This is a genomic window from Nocardiopsis baichengensis YIM 90130 (assembly GCF_000341205.1).
Classification (GTDB): domain Bacteria; phylum Actinomycetota; class Actinomycetes; order Streptosporangiales; family Streptosporangiaceae; genus Nocardiopsis_A; species Nocardiopsis_A halophila.
Genome location: NZ_ANAS01000040.1, coordinates 13,799 through 29,995, shown reverse-complemented (window position 1 = coordinate 29,995; position 16,197 = coordinate 13,799). Strand labels below are relative to the sequence as shown.

Annotated in this window: 13 protein-coding genes; 1 reads left to right on the top strand and 12 read right to left on the bottom strand. The window is 75.2% G+C overall.

Going from position 1 to position 16,197, the window contains the following annotated elements:
• The first annotated feature begins 12 nt into the window (after nucleotides 1-12).
• Complete coding sequence (locus tag C892_RS0126325) at nucleotides 13-1,185, top strand: M20 metallopeptidase family protein (RefSeq protein ID WP_017559659.1); 1,173 nt, start codon at nucleotides 13-15, stop codon at nucleotides 1,183-1,185.
• Here the strand turns inward: C892_RS0126325 and uvrA are convergent.
• From uvrA to C892_RS0126260, 12 genes are all read right to left on the bottom strand, one after another.
• Complete coding sequence (gene uvrA, locus C892_RS0126320; protein ID WP_017559658.1) at nucleotides 1,178-4,009, bottom strand: excinuclease ABC subunit UvrA; 2,832 nt, start codon at nucleotides 4,007-4,009, stop codon at nucleotides 1,178-1,180. The genes C892_RS0126325 and uvrA overlap by 8 nt on opposite strands.
• A gap of 244 nt (nucleotides 4,010-4,253) precedes the next feature.
• Nucleotides 4,254-5,279, bottom strand: a complete 1,026-nt coding sequence (locus C892_RS0126315; protein ID WP_017559657.1) for a TerC family protein — start codon at nucleotides 5,277-5,279, stop codon at nucleotides 4,254-4,256.
• 302 nt (nucleotides 5,280-5,581) lie between these two features.
• On the bottom strand, nucleotides 5,582-6,661 hold the full coding sequence (locus C892_RS0126305; RefSeq protein ID WP_017559655.1) for a glycosyltransferase family 4 protein: 1,080 nt from the start codon (nucleotides 6,659-6,661) through the stop codon (nucleotides 5,582-5,584).
• Nucleotides 6,630-8,279: a murein biosynthesis integral membrane protein MurJ gene (gene murJ / locus C892_RS0126300; protein WP_017559654.1), complete on the bottom strand. Its 1,650-nt coding sequence runs from the start codon at nucleotides 8,277-8,279 to the stop codon at nucleotides 6,630-6,632. The genes C892_RS0126305 and murJ overlap by 32 nt, the downstream gene beginning before the upstream one ends.
• Nucleotides 8,280-8,282: 3 nt before the next feature.
• Nucleotides 8,283-9,200: a hypothetical protein gene (locus C892_RS0126295; protein ID WP_017559653.1), complete on the bottom strand. Its 918-nt coding sequence runs from the start codon at nucleotides 9,198-9,200 to the stop codon at nucleotides 8,283-8,285.
• 60 nt (nucleotides 9,201-9,260) lie between these two features.
• Nucleotides 9,261-10,310: a copper transporter gene (locus C892_RS0126290; RefSeq protein WP_017559652.1), complete on the bottom strand. Its 1,050-nt coding sequence runs from the start codon at nucleotides 10,308-10,310 to the stop codon at nucleotides 9,261-9,263.
• Nucleotides 10,307-11,512 carry a putative cytokinetic ring protein SteA gene (gene steA, locus C892_RS0126285; RefSeq protein ID WP_017541758.1) on the bottom strand — a complete coding sequence of 402 codons (1,206 nt, stop codon included), beginning with the start codon at nucleotides 11,510-11,512 and terminating at the stop codon, nucleotides 10,307-10,309. The genes C892_RS0126290 and steA overlap by 4 nt, the downstream gene beginning before the upstream one ends.
• Before the next feature lie 144 nt (nucleotides 11,513-11,656).
• On the bottom strand, nucleotides 11,657-13,360 hold the full coding sequence (gene recN, locus C892_RS0126280; RefSeq protein WP_017559651.1) for a DNA repair protein RecN: 1,704 nt from the start codon (nucleotides 13,358-13,360) through the stop codon (nucleotides 11,657-11,659).
• A 49-nt stretch (nucleotides 13,361-13,409) separates the two neighbouring features.
• A complete protein-coding gene (locus C892_RS0126275) occupies nucleotides 13,410-14,351 on the bottom strand; it encodes an NAD kinase (protein WP_017541761.1) in 942 nt (313 codons plus the stop codon).
• An 11-nt stretch (nucleotides 14,352-14,362) separates the two neighbouring features.
• Nucleotides 14,363-15,163: a TlyA family RNA methyltransferase gene (locus C892_RS0126270; RefSeq protein WP_017559650.1), complete on the bottom strand. Its 801-nt coding sequence runs from the start codon at nucleotides 15,161-15,163 to the stop codon at nucleotides 14,363-14,365.
• Nucleotides 15,164-15,245: 82 nt separating this feature from the next.
• Nucleotides 15,246-15,431: a hypothetical protein gene (locus tag C892_RS0126265; RefSeq protein WP_017559649.1), complete on the bottom strand. Its 186-nt coding sequence runs from the start codon at nucleotides 15,429-15,431 to the stop codon at nucleotides 15,246-15,248.
• Nucleotides 15,432-15,434: 3 nt separating this feature from the next.
• Complete coding sequence (locus tag C892_RS0126260; RefSeq protein WP_017559648.1) at nucleotides 15,435-16,178, bottom strand: coiled-coil domain-containing protein; 744 nt, start codon at nucleotides 16,176-16,178, stop codon at nucleotides 15,435-15,437.
• Nucleotides 16,179-16,197: the final 19 nt, after the last annotated feature.

Genomic DNA, 16,197 nt, shown 5'->3' with positions numbered 1-16,197 from the left:
GAAACGGATCCCATGCACACCGGCACCCGCTTCCACCGCGACCTGGTCCGCCTGCGCCGCACGCTCCACCGCATCCCGGAACTGGGCCTGCGGCTCCCGCGCACCCAGGAGGCGGTCCTGGACGCGCTCGACGGCACCGGCCTGGAACTGCGCACCGGCGAGGGGCTCTCCTCGGTGACCGCCGTCCTGCGCGGCTCCCGGCCCGGGCCGGCCGTGCTGCTGCGCGCCGACATGGACGCCCTGCCGATCACCGAGGAGGGCGAGGGGCCCTTCGTCTCGCAGCACCCCGGGGCCATGCACGCCTGCGGTCACGACATGCACACGGCCATGCTCGTCGGCGCGGCGCGCCTGCTCCGCGAGGCCGACCCCGCCGGGTCCGTGGTCTTCATGTTCCAGCCCGGGGAGGAGGGCGCCGGCGGCGCGGAGCTGATGGTCCGCGAGGGGGTGCTGGAGGCCGCGGGCGAGCGGCCGGTCGCCGCCTACGCCCTGCACGTCGTGGCGTCGATGCTGCCGAGCGGGCTGTTCGTGTCCCGGCCCGGGGTGGTCCTCGGCGCCTCGGACACCATGCGCCTGGCCTTCACCGGCGCCGGCGGCCACAGCGCGATGCCGCACACCGCCCGCTCCCCCGTCCACGCCGCCTGCGCCGCCGCGAACGCGGTGCACACCGCCGTCGACGCGGCCGTCGACCCCTTCGACCCGGTGGTGGCGACCGTGACCGCGGTCCACGCGGGCGAGGCGGACAACGCCGTCCCCGCGCGGGCCGAGGTGACGCTGTCCCTGCGCTCCTACTCCGCCCAGGCCCGCGGCCGGATGTGTGAGGCGATCGAGCGCACGGCCCGCGGCATCGCCTCCGCCCACGGGGTGGAGGTCGAGGCCGGCACCGACCGGGGGTACCCGGTCACCCGGAACGACCCGCAGGAGACCGCCTTCGCGGCCGCGACCGTGCGCGAGGTGTTCGGCGAGGACCGCTACGCCCGGCTTCCGCGCCCGCTGCCCGCCTCCGAGGACTTCGCCCACGTGCTCGACGAGGTCCCCGGCGCCTACCTCTCGCTCGGCGCCTGCCCCGCCGGCCGCGACCCCGCCACCGCCGCCCCGAACCACTCGGCGGGGGCGCGCTTCGACGAGGGCGTGCTGTCCGACGGTGCACGCCTCTACGCCGAACTGGCGCTGCGCCGCCTCACATGATCTCGGCGAGGAACCGGCCGGTGTAGGAGCCCTCGACCCGGGCGACCTCCTCGGGGGTGCCCTCGGCCACCACGGTGCCGCCGCCCGAGCCGCCCTCGGGGCCCATGTCGATGATGTGGTCGGCGGTCTTGATCACGTCCAGGTTGTGCTCGATCACGATCACCGTGTTGCCCGCGTCGGCCAGCCGGTCCAGCACCCCCAGCAGCTTGCGGATGTCCTCGAAGTGCAGCCCGGTGGTGGGCTCGTCCAGGACGTAGACCGTGCTCCCGGTCGAGCGGCGCTGCAGCTCGGTGGCGAGCTTGACGCGCTGCGCCTCGCCTCCGGACAGGGTGGTCGCCGGCTGGCCCAGCCGCACGTACCCCAGCCCCACGTCGTTCAGGGTCTGCATGTGCCGCCGGATCGCCGTGATGGGCTCGAAGAAGTCCAGCGCGTCCTCGATGGTCATGTCCAGGACCTCGGCGATGTTCTTGCCCTTGTAGTGCACGTCCAGGGTCTCCCGGTTGAAGCGCGCCCCGTGGCACACCTCGCAGGGCACGTACACGTCCGGCAGGAACTGCATCTCGATCTTGAGCGTGCCGTCGCCGGAGCAGGCCTCGCACCGCCCGCCCTTGACGTTGAAGGAGAACCGGCCCGGCTGGTAGCCGCGCACCTTGGCCTCGGTGGTCTGGGCGAAGAGCTTGCGGACGTGGTCCCACACCCCGGTGTAGGTGGCCGGGTTGGAGCGCGGGGTGCGCCCGATGGGGCTCTGGTCGACGTGCACGACCTTGTCGACCTGGTTGAGGCCGTTGACCCGAACGTGCCGCCCGGGCACCGAGCGGGCGCCCTGCAGCTCCTTGGCCAGCACCTTGTACAGGATCTCGTTGACCAGGGTGGACTTGCCCGACCCGGACACCCCGGTCACCGCGGTGAACACGCCCAGCGGGAAGGCGACGTCGACGCCCTTGAGGTTGTTCTCCCGGGCGCCGCGCACCACCAGCTCGGCCCTGCCGCGGGGGCGGCGCACCTGCGGCACCTCGATGCGCCGGCGCCCGGCCAGGTAGTCGCCGGTGGCCGAGTCGGTGCTGTCCAGCAGCTCCTTGACGGTGCCCGAGACCACCACCGAGCCGCCGTGCTCGCCGGCGCCGGGGCCGATGTCGACCACCCAGTCCGAGGCCCGGATGGTGTCCTCGTCGTGCTCGACGACGATCAGGGTGTTGCCGATGTCGCGCAGCCGCCGCAGGGTCTCCAGCAGGCGGAAGTTGTCCCGCTGGTGCAGCCCGATGGAGGGCTCGTCCAGCACGTACAGCACCCCCACCAGGCCCGACCCGATCTGGGTGGCCAGCCGGATGCGCTGGGCCTCCCCGCCCGACAGCGACCCGGCCGAGCGCTCCAGGCTCAGGTAGTCCAGGCCCACGTCGAGCAGGAAGCCCAGGCGGGCGCTGATCTCCTTGAGCACCTGGGCGGCGATCACCTGGTCGCGCTCGCTCAGCTCCAGGCTCCGCAGGAACTCCGCGGCCTCGTCCAGCGGCAGCGCGGCCACCTCGGAGATGGAGGCGCCGCCGACCTTGACCGCCAGCACCACCGGCTTGAGCCTCTTGCCCTCGCAGGCGGGGCAGGGCACCGTGCGCATGTAGCCCTCCAGCCGCTCGCGGCTGGAGTCGCTCTCGCTCTCGGAGTGGCGGCGCTTGATCCAGGGGATCACGCCCTCATAGGAGGTGTAGTAGGAGCGGGTGCGCCCGTAGCGGTTGCGGTAGCGCACGTGCACCTGGGTGTCGTGCCCCTCCAGCAGGGCCTTGCGCGCCTTGCGCGGCAGCCGCTCCCAGGGGGTGTCCAGGTCGAAGCCCATGGCGTCGGCGACCGCCTGCATCAGGCGGCCGAAGTACTCGGCGGCGTGCCCGCCCGACCAGGGGCCGATGGCGCCCTCGGCGAGGGTCCGCTCCGGGTCGGGAACGACCAGCTCGGGGTCGACCTCCATGCGGGTGCCCAGGCCCGCGCACTCGGGGCAGGCGCCGTAGGGGGAGTTGAAGGAGAACGAGCGCGGCTCCAGCTCCTCGAACGACAGGTCGTCGTAGGGGCAGTACAGGTGCTCGGAGAAGACCTTCTCCCGGTCGGCCGAGCCCTGCTCGGCGTCGACGAAGTCGAGCACGATGGTGCCCCCGGCCAGCTTCAGCGCGGTCTCCACCGAGTCGGTCAGCCGCTTCTTGGCCGACCCCTTGACGGTGAGGCGGTCCACCACCACCGCGATGTCGTGCTTCTCGGTCTTCTTCAGCGCCGGGGCCTCGTCCAGGCGCACCGACGCCCCGTCGACCACGGCCCGGGTGTAGCCCTTGGTCTGCAGGTCCTTGAAGAGCTCGGCGTACTCGCCCTTGCGCCCGCGCACCAGCGGCGCCAGCACCTGGAAGCGGGTGCCCTCGGGCAGCTCCAGGACCCGGTCGACGATCTGCTGCGGGGTCTGCCGGGCGATCGCCCTGCCGCACTCGGGGCAGTGCGGCACGCCGATGCGCGACCACAGCAGGCGCAGGTAGTCGTAGACCTCGGTGATGGTGCCCACCGTGGAGCGCGGGTTGCGGCTGGTGGACTTCTGGTCGATCGAGACCGCCGGGGACAGGCCCTCGATGAAGTCGACGTCGGGCTTGTCCATCTGCCCGAGGAACTGGCGCGCGTAGGCCGACAGCGACTCCACGTAGCGCCGCTGGCCCTCGGCGAAGATCGTGTCGAAGGCCAGCGAGGACTTGCCCGATCCGGACAGCCCGGTGAACACGATCATCGCGTCCCGGGGCAGGTCCAGCGAGACGTCCTTGAGGTTGTGCTCGCGGGCTCCCCGGATCACCAGCTGGTCGGCCATGTCGCTCCATCCGCCTGATCGGCACGGGCGCGCCCGAGGCGCGCTGGGACGTCGAAGGCTGCGGCCCTCAAGCCTAGAGGGGGGCGGTGACGTATGGGCGCCGTTCGGCGCGAGCGTCCCGCGTGGGCCGCGGCCTTCCTGGTCAACGCGTCACGGGCGGGGATTCTTCCAGGCCCTGGACGCGACGCGGCGCCCGCCGGGACCGGCGGGCGCCACCAACTATAGACGAACATCCGTTCGAGGTTCAGCCGTTCCGGTCGGCCTTCGCGTCCTCGGAGTCCTGCCCGCCGGAGGCGACCGCGGCCGTCGCGCCGCGGGACTTGAGCAGGCTGGCCACGACGGTGACGGTCATCACGCCGATGATGACGGTCAGCGAGGTGGCGATGCCGATGTCGGGCACGTGCACCCCGTTCTCGTGCAGGGCGTGCAGGACCATCTTGACGCCGATGAAGGCCATGATGATCGACAGCCCCCAGCTGATGTAGACCAGCCGGTCCATCAGCCCCGCCAGCAGGAAGTAGAGCTGGCGCAGGCCCAGCAGCGCGAAGGCGTTGGCGGTGAAGACGATGTAGGCGTCCTGGGTCAGGCCGAAGATCGCGGGGATGGAGTCGACCGCGAAGACCAGGTCGGTGACGCCGATCGCGACGATCACCATGAGCATCGGGGTGACGTGGCGGCGGCCGTCCAGGCGCACGGTGAGCTTGGCGCCGTGGTAGTCGTCGGCCACCGGCCACACCTTGCGGACCATGCGCACGGCGAAGCTGTCGGTGTAGTCCTTGTCCTCCTCGTCGCCCTTCATGTGGTCGCGGACGATCTTGACCGCGGTGTAGATGAGGAACGCGCCGAAGAGGTAGAACACCTCGCTCCAGGCGTTGATCGCCTGGGCGCCCACGGCGATGAAGGCGCCGCGCATGACCAGCGCGATGACGATCCCCACCAGCAGCACCTCGTGCTGGTACCTCTTGGGCACCGAGAACGCGCCGATGATCAGGTAGAAGACGAAGAGGTTGTCGACGCTCAGGCTCTTCTCGGTGAGGAAGCCGGCGAAGTACTCGCCCGCGGCGGTCCCGCCGCCGAAGTACCAGACACCGAGGCCGAAGAGCACCGCGACGGCCATGTAGAAGGCCGCCCACCAGGCGGCCTGCTTGACGCCGAACTCCTTGGGGCCGCTCTTCTTGCTCCACGGGTGGTCGACGATGGCCAGGTCGACGGCGAGGATGGCGACCATCGCGCCGATGGTGGCGAACCACACCCAGGTGGGGACGTCCATGCTGAAGATCTCTCCTCCGGTCGAGCGGCCTCGGTCAGTTCGGGCACGCTTGCCAACCGGAGGTCTCTCCCGCCCCGGTGGCACGGCCGATGGGCTGGCTCGACTCCGGGACCGGCGGCACCGGGCCCGCGCCTTTACGGACCGTGATGACGACACCGCCGTCGGACAGGGATACTCCCCTCACGACGGACCACGAGGAGGAACGCAGGACGAAACCCCGCGCCTCCGCGGATCCACTTCTCATCATGCCATCGAAAGCGACCTCCGGGAACACGGTGCCGGCGAATGTCGCGTCGAATGCGTCACCTTCGCGCCAGCCCGGCATAGGTCCCCTCCAGCTGGTCGGCGGCGTCCTCCTCGGTCGGCAGCCCCGCCGCGGCCGCGCGGGCCGCGCAGGCCAGGCGCGCGGACAGGCCCGGCTCCTCCAGCACCCGCCGCACCGCCGCCGCGAGCGCGGCGGGGTCCCCCGGCGGCACCAGCAGCGCGCAGTCCTCGTACAGGTCGGCGATCCCGCCCACCCGGGTCGCCACCACCGGCAGCCCGGCGCGCAGCGCCTCCATCACCACCAGCGAGGGCCCCTCCCACCAGCTGGGCAGCACGAACGCGTCCGCCGCGGCGAGCAGGCCCGCCACGTCGCCGCTGTGGCCCAGCAGGCGCACGGGAAGACCCTCGGCGGCGATGCGGCGCTCCAGCACGGGGCGGAGCGGCCCCTCCCCCGCCACCGCCACCAGCGGGTCCGCTCCGCCCCCGGCGGCCCCGGGCAGCGCGTCCAGCAGCACCGGAAGCCCCTTCTGCTCGGCAAGCCGGGCCACCACCAGCAGCAGCGGACGGTCGCCCGACAGGCCGAGGTCCGCGCGCACCCGCTCCCGGGTGCGCGCGGGCGGGGGCATCGGCGGCGCGGCCACCACCGCGCGCCCGGTGCGCCGCGCCCCCAGCGCGCGCATCCGCTCCACCAGGTCGCCGGAGACCCCCAGCACCGCGTCGGCGCCCAGCGCCACCACCCGCTCCAGCGCCGGATAGACCAGCGACCGGGGCCCCGACAGCCGCGGGGGCGCGTTGTGCACGGTCACCGCCAGCGGGCGGGCGCCCGCGGCCACGCACATCGCCCCCGCCCGCACCCCGTGGGCGTGCACCACGCCCGCCCCCGCGAGCAGCCCGGACAGCCGTGCGGCGGCCGCCGCGTCGTGCAGCGGACGCGGGCCGGCGCCGATCTCCACCGGCGCGAACCGGGCGCCGGCGCGCTCGAACGCGAACCGCTCCCCCACCTCGGCCGGGCCCAGCACCGCCACCCGGTGCCCGCGCCCGGCCATCAGCCGCGCCACCGACCGCACGTGGTTGCCCACGCCGCCGCTACTGGTGCCCAGGACCAGTGCGATCCGCATCCTGCTCCCCCTTCCTCGCCGCCATCGCCCTCAACCGCCCCAGTGCCGCGCGCACCGAGCGCACGTCCACCGCGCCCGCCACCGCGCCGAACACCGCCAGCGCCGCCCCGCCCGAGGCGGCCACCGCCGTCAGCGCCGCCAGGGGGCCGGCGCCCGAATAGTCCAGCAGGCCCACCAGATGCCACCCGGCGGCGAAGCCGCAGCCCGCGCCCAGCGCCGCGGCCAGCAGCGAGCGCCCGGCCCCGGCCAGCGCCCCGGGGCCGTGCGCCGCCCGCACCCCGGCCGCCAGCAGCACCGCCGCCAGGGTCAGGCCCGCGGCGGTCCCCGCGCCCAGCGCGGCCACCGTCCACGCCGACGGCAGGACGGCCACCAGCCCGGCGCCCGCCGCCATCACCACCGCCCACCCGGCGATCTGCGCCAGCGCGGCGCGGCGCCCGTGCCCGGAGGCGTACAGCGCCCGGCTCAGCAGCGCCACCAGGCCGAAGCCGACGATGCCCAGGGCGTAGGCCGGCAGCGCGCGCTCCAGCGCGAGCGGGTCCTGGCGGGCGAAGAGCTCGGCCACCGGCCCGGCGGCCGCCGCGAGCGCCGTGGCCAGGCCGCCGGTGAGCAGCACCACGGCCCGCACCCCGGCCGAGAGCACCGAGGCGAAACCCGCCGTGTCGCGCTCGCCGTGGCGCACCGACAGCGCGGTGAAGGCACTGGTCGCGATGGGCACCGCCACCACCCCGTAGGGCAGGGTGAACAGCGCCCAGGCGTAGTTGTACAGGACCGCCTGCCCCGCGCCCCCGCCCCAGTTGGCCAGCGCCACCGACAGCAGCAGGCTCAGCTGCATCGCCACCAGAGGGAGCAGCGCGGCCGCCGCCAGCGACCGCACCCTGCGCCCCACCCCGGGCGGGAACCGCAGCCGCGGCCGCAGCCCCAGGCGCAGCCGCGCCACCGGGACCACGACGGTCAGGAACATCGCCGCCACCCCGAGCGTGGTGCCGACCGAGAGCACCAGCTCGGCGGGGACCGGAAGGCGCGCCGGGTCGCCCCGGTCGGGCCCGGCCGGCGGGACGAAGGCCGTGTAGGCGGCCATCACCACCAGGCTGGAGACCAGCGGGGCCAGGGCCGGGGCCAGGAAGGCCCGGTGCGCCTGCAGCACGCCGTACAGCACCGCGGCCAGGCCGTAGAACAGCACCTGGGGCGCGAACACCGCCAGGAAGCGCGCCGCCAGGGCCAGCACCGCGTCCCGGTCGCAGCCGGGCAGGGGGCCCAGCATCGCCGCCATCGCGGGGACCGCGGCCGCCGCCAGCAGGGCGCTCAGCGGCACCGCCGCCAGCACCACCCAGGTCACCAGCGCCGAGGCGGTCTCGGCCACGTGCCTGCGGTCGCCCCGGGCCGCCGCCGAGGCCAGCACCGGGACCACCATCCCGGCCAGCGCGCCGCCGATCGCGACCTCGAACAGGACCGTGGGCAGCTGGTTGGCGGTGACGTAGGCGGTGCCCACGCAGGTGTCCCCCACCGTCTGGGAGAACACCACGGTGCGCCCGAAGCCGGCCAGGCGGGCCAGCGCGGTCACCGCGGCGATCAGCGCGGCGGCCCCGGCGACCCCCGCACCGAGGCGGCGCAGGCGCACCGCTCACTCCCCGTCGGCGGCGGCGCCGGCAGGAGCGCGTGCGGCCGGACGGCGCCCCCAGCGGTCGATGCGGCGCAGCGGCGGGGTGGCGTCGATGACCCGGGTGAAGCTGACGACCTCGCTGGCGGCGGTCAGCGCCGCCGTCCCGGCCAGCAGCGCGATCCGGCCCGACCGCGGCAGGCCCGCCGCGGCCACCGTGCCCAGCAGCGCCCCCAGCGCGTTGGCCCCCGCGTCGCCGAGCATCGCCCGCTCCCCCAGGTCCTCCGGGAGCAGGGCGGCGGTCGCCCCGCACAGCGCGCCAGCCGCCGGGGCGGCGGGCCCGGCCAGGTGGAGGGCCCCGGCGGCCAGCACCGCCTTGCCCGCCCGCCCGGGGCGCAGGTCGAGCAGGTTGACCAGGTTGGCCGTACCGGCGATGAGCGCGCCGTCGAGCAGCAGGTCGGCCCGGCCGCGCCCGAGCAGGGCCGCGGCCGCCAGCCCGGTCGCGCCGATCCCGGCGATCTTGACGGCCCCGGTGGTGACCCGGCCCCGGGCCAGGGCGCCCAGATGGCCGCGGAACCCGCGGGCCTCGCCGCCGCCGGACAGGTCGTCATAGCAGCCGAAGGCGGCCGCGCCCGCTGCGGCGGCCACCGCGGCGGCGCGCTCGGGCCCGCCCAGCCCGGGGGCGGCCAGCACCCCCGCGCAGGCCCCCGCCGCGGTGGCGGGCCCCTCGACCAGGGTGACCGGCTCGCCGCGGAAGTTGGTGCGGGTCCACACGTCGCCGACGTGTTCGGGCAGCCGGAACAGGTCCCCTCCCGGCGAGCGCGCGGGGGCGCGCCCGGGCAGCGCGTAGGCGGCGCGGGCGGCCGCGGCCGACACGCCCGCGGCGACGGCGGCTGCGGCGAGGCGGCGCAGGGGGCGTGCCGTGGTGGAGAAGAGGGGCATGGGGGCTCGCTTTCGCTCCTGTTCGCTGCGTGGTCCGGTGCCGGTGCGGCGCACCGGCCCCTACCCGGCCTGCGGGGTGCGGCGCTCGGTGGAGGTGCCGCCCCGCTCGGACGCCTCGCCGTCCTCGCGCGCCGGGGGCGGCGGGTCGGGCAGGAACCCGTCGGCCTCGGGCCCCACGCCGTAGTGGCCGGGGCCGTCCCCGACCGCCTCGGCCAGTGCCAGCACCGCCGCCACATCGCCGACCGCGCGCCCGACCGCGTCCGCGGTGGCGACCGGCGCCCCGTCCTCTCGGGCGCGGGCGACCAGGCCGCCCGGCCCGGCGGCCGAGGCGCCGCCGGCCAGCAGCGCCGGGGCGTCCCCTCCCACCGCCTCGGCCAGGGGCAGCACGGCGTCGTTGCCGGGCGGCTCGGACGCCTCCCCCTCCGGGGTGGAGGGGGCGCCGTCGGGGAACGGGGCGGCGGGGGCCAGCACCAGCGCCGCGTCGGCGGCCTCGGCGGGCTCTCCCTCCACGGCCAGCAGGCCCGCCTCGGCGAACCCGGCCAGCACCGCCTCCCCGTCGATGCCCGCGTCCCCTTCGCCGTCCTCGCCGTCCTCGCCTTCGGAGCCGTCCTCGGCCCCGACCGCCTCGACCAGCCGCACGGCGGCCCGCTCGTAGGGCCCGCCGGAGCCCGCGGAGCCGTCGGCGTCCTCGGCCAGCTGGTCGGCGAGCTCCCCGACGAAGGTGGCCTGGTCGGGGTCGATGTACTTGTCGGTCAGCGCCAGGCGCCCCTCGACGGTGCCGCCCGCCTGCTCCACGCGGGCCTCCAGCCCGTCGCGGACCTCCTCGTCGGCGCCGGGCGCCGACACCACGACCACCCCCAGGCCCTCCAGGCGGCCGCCCAGCATGTCGTCGGCGTAGACGCCGGCCATCGCGTCGCCGGCGTCGTTGAGCGCCTCGGCCCGCTCCTTCTCCGCGCGCAGGGTCTCGCTCTGCTCGCGCAGTTCGGAGGTCTCGGACTCGAGGGTGTTGAGCAGCGGGTCCTGCAGCATCGTGGTGCCCAGCACCAGCCCGACGGTGAGGGCGAGGAAGACGGCGACGATGGACACCAGGTGGTACCGGAAGTCGATCACGAGAACAGCCCCGTCAGCCAGTAGAAGAAGGCGTCCCAGCGCGCCCCCGCGTTGGCCAGGAACAACTGGCCCACAGGGGAGCTCCAGGCCGCGACCAGGATGGTGAGCAGAGAGGCGGCCACCAGCGCCAGCAGCGACCAGGGGGAGATGCGGCTGCGGTAGAGGCGGCTCACGCCCTTGGCGTCGACCAGCTTGCCGCCGACCCGCAGCCGGGTCAGGAACGTGCTGGCCATGCCGGCGCGGCCCTTGTCGAGGAACTCCTCCAGGGTGGCGTGGGTGCCGACGGCGACGATGAGCTCGGCGCCGGAGTCGTCGGCGAGCATCATCGCCACGTCCTCGCTGGTGCCCGTGGCCGGGAAGACCACGGCCTCGTGGCCGAGGTCGGTCAGGCGTTTGAGCCCGGGGGCGCGCCCGTCCCGGTAGGCGTGCACCACCAGCTCGGCCCCGCAGGCCAGGACCCGGTCCGAGACCGAGTCGAAGTCGCCGACGATGACGTCCGGCCGGTACCCGGCCTCCATCAGCGCGTCGGCGCCCCCGTCCACGCCGATCATCACCGGGCGGTACTCGCGGATGTAGGACCGCAGGGCGGCGATGTCCTCCCGGTAGTGGTAGCCGCGCACGACGATGAGCACGTGCCGGCCCTCGATGGAGGTGGAGATGCGGGGCACGCCCACGCCGTCGAAGAGCAGCTCGCGCTCGCGTTTGAGGTACTCCATGGTGTTCGCGGCGAACGCCTCGAGCTGCACGGACAGCCCGGCCCGGGCCTCGTCCATGGCCGCGGCGACCGAGTCGGCGTCCTGCTCGACGCCTTCGGCGACGAGCTCGCCGCCGCGGGTCAGCCGCCCGCCCTCCAGGTGCAGCACCTCGCCCTCGCGCACCCGCGCGAAGACCTCGGGGTCGACGTCGTCGACCAGCGGGACGCCGGCCTCGACGATCATCTGCGGGCCGAGGTTGGGGTAGCGGCCGCTGATGCCGGTGGCCACGTTGAGCACCGCCGAGACCCCGCACTCCACCAGCGCCTCGGCGCTGACCCGGTCCAGGTCGGTGTGGTCGATCACGGCGATGTCGCCGTGGCGGAGGCGCTTGGTCAGGTTCTTGGTCCTGCGGTCCGCCCTGACGGGGGCGGTCACACCGGAAGAGCCGTCGACCTTGGGACGACGGAACCGCGAGAATCGGGCGCCGAGCGCCGTCGGGACCTTCATTGGTCGCATACTGCCACGCGGAGCCGGATGATCGTTATAACGGTCGGGTACACGGCGTGTTCACCACGTGATCACCCTGCCAGGCGGGGCGGCCCGCCCCCCGATGGCCGGAACCGGCCCGCACAGGCCGCCGGAGTGCCGGACTCAGGCCTCGGTGCGGGCCTTCTCCGCCATGGCCAGGAGCTCCTCGGCGTGGGCGCGGCCGAGTTCGGAGTCCTCCATGCCCGCCAGCATCCGGGACAGCTCCCGGGCCCGGGCCGCGGCGTCCAGGCGGCTCACCCCGCTCTCGGTGACCGTGCCCTCGCTGGACTTGCGGACCACCAGGTGGTTGTCGGCGAACGCCGCCACCTGCGGCAGGTGGGTCACCACGATGACCTGGGCCCCCCGGGCCAGCCGGGCCAGGCGCCGGCCGATCTCCACCGCCGCCTTGCCGCCCACGCCCGCGTCGACCTCGTCGAAGACGAAGGTGGGCACCGGGTCCGCCCCCGCGAACACCACCTCGATGGCCAGCATCACCCGGGACAGCTCACCCCCCGAGGCCCCCTTGTTCAGCGGAAGCGCCGGCGACCCCGGGTGCGGGGCCATCAGCAGCTCCACCTCGTCGCGCCCGTTCGGCCCGAACTCCTCGCCGGGCTCCACCCGCACCTCCACGCGGGCGTGCGGCATCGCCAGCGCCGTCAGCTCCTCGGTGACCGCCACCGCGAACCGGTCGGCGGCCTCGGTGCGCAGCCGGGTCAGCTCGGAGGCCAGCTCCTCCATCCGCTCCGCCAGCTCGGACTCCTCGGCGCGCAGCTCCTCCAGCCGGTCGTCGTCGCCGTCCAGCTCCTCCAGGCGCTTGGCCGCGTCGCGCGCCCAGGCCAGCACGTCGTCGGAGGTCTCGCCGTACTTGCGGCACAGCTGCCCCAGCAGCGCCCGCCGCTCCTGGACCTCGGCCAGCCGCGCCGGGTCCGCCTCCACGGACTCGGCGTAGGAGGCCAGCTCGGTGGCGGCGTCGCCGAGCACGTAGGACACCTCGTCCAGGCGGTCGGCGACCGCGGCCAGGTCGGCGTCGTGCTCGCGCACCGCCGTCAGCGCCTGGCGGGCCGCGGCCAGCAGCCCCACCACGTCGGCCTGCACCTCGGCCGCGGGGTCCCCGGTCAGCGCCTCGTTGGCGGTGGTGGCGGCGACCCGCAGCGCGTCGGCGTGCGCCAGCCGGGTCTCCTCGGCCAGCAGCTCGGCCTCCTCGCCCGGCTGCGGCTCGGCGGCGCCGATCTCCTCCACCCCGAAGCGGAGCAGGTCGGCCTCCTGGGCCCGCTCCCGGGCCCGCTCGGTGATCTCGGCCAGCTCCGCGGCGACCTCGCGGTGCCGCCGGTAGGCCGCCGAGTACGCCCCCAGGGCGCGGCCCAGCTCCGGGCCGGCGTAGCGGTCCAGCGAGGCGCGCTGGCGCTCGGTGCGCAGCAGCCGCTGCTGGTCGGACTGGCCGTGCACGGCCACCAGTTCGTCGGCGAGGTAGGCCAGCAGGCTGACCGGCGCCGACCGGCCGCCCATGGTGGCGCGCGAGCGCCCCTCGGCCGAGACCGTCCGGTTCAGGATCAGCACGCCCTCGTCCAGCTCGCCGCCGGCCTCGGCGACCCGCTCGGCGACCCTGCCGTCCTCCTCGACGGCCAGCCGCCCCTCGACCACGGCCCGGTCGGCGCCCGGACGCACCCGCTGCGGGTCGGCCCGGCCCCCGAAGAGCAGGCCCAGTCCGGTCACCACCATGGTCTTGCCGGCACCGGTCTCGCCGGTGACGGCGGTGAACCCCGGCGACAGCTCCAGCACGGCGTCGTCGATGACGCCGAGACCGCGGATGCGGACTTCTTCGAGCACCGAAACCTCTCCTGCTCCCGACTGCGTCGCGGCCGCTCGGGCCGGCTGGCTAGAGGTCGTCGCTCTCGGCGCGCCCCCTCCAGCCGGCGACCGGCAGGCCGAACTTGGCCACCAGCCGGTCGGTGAACGGCGCCCGCTGCAGGCGCGCCAGGCGCACCGGCGTGTCCGAGCGCGTGACCTCGATCCGCGCCCCGGCGGGCAATTCGACCATACGGCGTCCATCGCACCAGAGCACGCCCGCGGGGGTGTCCGGGACGATCTCGAACGCCACCACCGAGTCCGGGGAGACCACCACGGGCCGGGCGAACAGGGCGTGCGCACTGATCGGAACCACCAGCAGCGCCTCGACCTCCGGCCACACGATCGGCCCGCCGGCGGAGAACGCGTGCGCGGTCGACCCGGTCGGTGTGGCGCACACCACACCGTCGCACCCCCAGCGCGACAGGGGGCGCCCGTCGATCTCCAGCACCGTGTCCAGCATCCGCCGGGCGGTGGCCTTCTCCAGGGTCGCCTCGTTCAGCGCCCAGGTGCGCACCGGCGGGTCGCCCTTGGCCCGGCCGCCGTTGTACACGGCCACGTCCAGGGTCATCCGCTCCTCCACCGCGTAGCGCCGCTCCACGACGCTGCGCACGGTGGCGTTGAGGTCCTCGCGCTCGGCCTCGGCCAGGAACCCGACATGGCCCAGGTTCACCCCGAGCAGCGGCGCGCCCGCCGGACGGGCGATCTCGGCGGCGCGCAGCAGCGTGCCGTCGCCGCCCAGCACCAGCACCAGCTCCACGCCCTCGGCCGCGTCCGGGCCCCGCACCGCCTCCACCGGGTCCAGTTCGAACCCGGACCGCTTGAGGTCGTCCGCCTCCGAGGCCAGCATGCGCACGGTCAGCCCCGCGTCGGTCAGGCTGGAGTGCACCAGCTGCGTGCTGCGCATGGCCGCCTTGCGGCCGGTGTGGGTCAGCAGCAGCACGCTGCGCCCGGACGCACCGGTGGTCGTCATGGACACCTCCCCTAGCTCGGGCCCTCGGCGATGGCGCGCTCCAGCGCCTCTTCGCTCAGCGGCGGCGCGCCGGCCCGCAGCCACAAGAAGTACTCCACGTTGCCGGAGGGGCCCGGCAGCGGGCTGGCCGCCACGCCCGGCACGCCCAACCCCAGCTCCCCGGCGGCCCCGGCCACCCGGCGCACCGCCTCGGCGCGCAGCCCCGCCTCGCGCACCACGCCCCCGGCGCCCACCCGGTCCCGGCCCACCTCGAACTGGGGCTTGACCATCAGGGCGAAGTCGGCCTCCGGGGCGGCGCAGCGCACCAGCGGCGGCAGCACCAGGCTCAGCGAGATGAACGACAGGTCGCCCACCACCAGGCCGGGCCGGTCCCCGCCGAGCATGTCGGCGGTCAGCTCGCGCACGTTGCACCGCTCCATCACCCGGACCCGCTCGTCCGAGCGCAGCGACCAGGCGAGCTGGCCGTAGCCCACGTCCACGGCGACCACCTCGCGGGCGCCCCGCCGCAGCAGCACGTCGGTGAAGCCCCCGGTGGAGGCCCCGGCGTCCAGGCAGAGCCGGCCGGCGGGGTCCAGGCCGAAGGCCTCCAGCGCGCCCACGAGCTTGTGGGCGCCCCGGGAGACGTAGGTCGGCTCGCCGTCGGGCTCCTTGACCAGGACCGCCTGGTCGGTGCCGATCTGGGTGGCCGCCTTGCCCGCGGGCACCCCGCCCACCAGGACGTGGCCGGCCTCGATGAGTTCGGCGGCGTGCCCCCGCGAACGCGCGAGGCCGCGGCGGACCAGTTCGGCATCGAGCCGCGTGCGTTTGGCCATGGTTGAAATCGCGCCCATCCGGAAGAAGTCTGCCTTAGGACGATACCGCCCCCGGGTGCGCGCGCGTGCCCGTCGGGCGGGGTCAGTCCGTACGGTCCAGGCTGCCCAGCACCTCCGACAGTTCCTGGTGGAGGGCGTCGAACACGGCGACGTGGTCGGCGGCGGGCAGCCGGTCCAGCGAGGCCAGCCGCTGCCGCACGCTGTGCAGGGTGCGCTCGGCGAGCGCCGCGGCCTCCGGGAGTTCGGGGGGCTCCTCGGGTGCGGACACGGGTCAGTCGCCCTTCTTCGCGGCCGCACCGCTCTTGTTGGCGCCCGATCCGCCCTTGGAGCGGTTCCCGCCGGTGCGCTTGCCGGTGGACTTGCCCTGCTGCGACTTGCCGCGGGCCGTGCCCTTCTTGGCGGGGGTCTTGGGCTTGGCGGCGGTGTCCTCGGTGGCGCTGTCCTCGGCGCCACTCTCCTCGGCGGCGCCGTCCCCGGCGGTGTTCGCCTCGGCAGGGGCGTCCTGGGCAGGCGTGTCCCCGGCGGAGGCCTCCGGTGCGGCGTCCACCGCCTCCGCCTTCTCCGCCTCCGCCTCCGGGGCCTCGGCGACCGCGGCGGGCGCGGCGGGCGCGGGCTCCGGCTCAGGCTCCTGCTCGGGAGCCGCCTGCTCGGGGACGGCGGCCGCGCGCGTCCACAGCGGCGCGCCGCCGCGCACCGAGGCCAGCCGCCGCTCCAGCTCGGCCACCCGCCGCGCCAGCCGGTCGTACTCCGAGCGCGGCACCATGTCGCGCCGCTCCATCTCCCGTCCGACCTCGGCCCGGACCAGCTCCCCGAGGGCCTCCCGGTTGGCCTGGCCGGTCTCGATCAGCTCGGCCGCGAGCGCCTGGATGGTGCGCCCCAACCCCTCGCCGGGCGCGTCCTCGCCCGCACCCGACTCTCTGATGAGCGACTTCGCCGCGGCGACGGCGCGCTTGCGGGTGAGCTCGTTGAGGCCACTGGTGGCATCCATATAGGTGCGCACCGCATCGACGACCATGGTGGGACTGCTCCTAAAA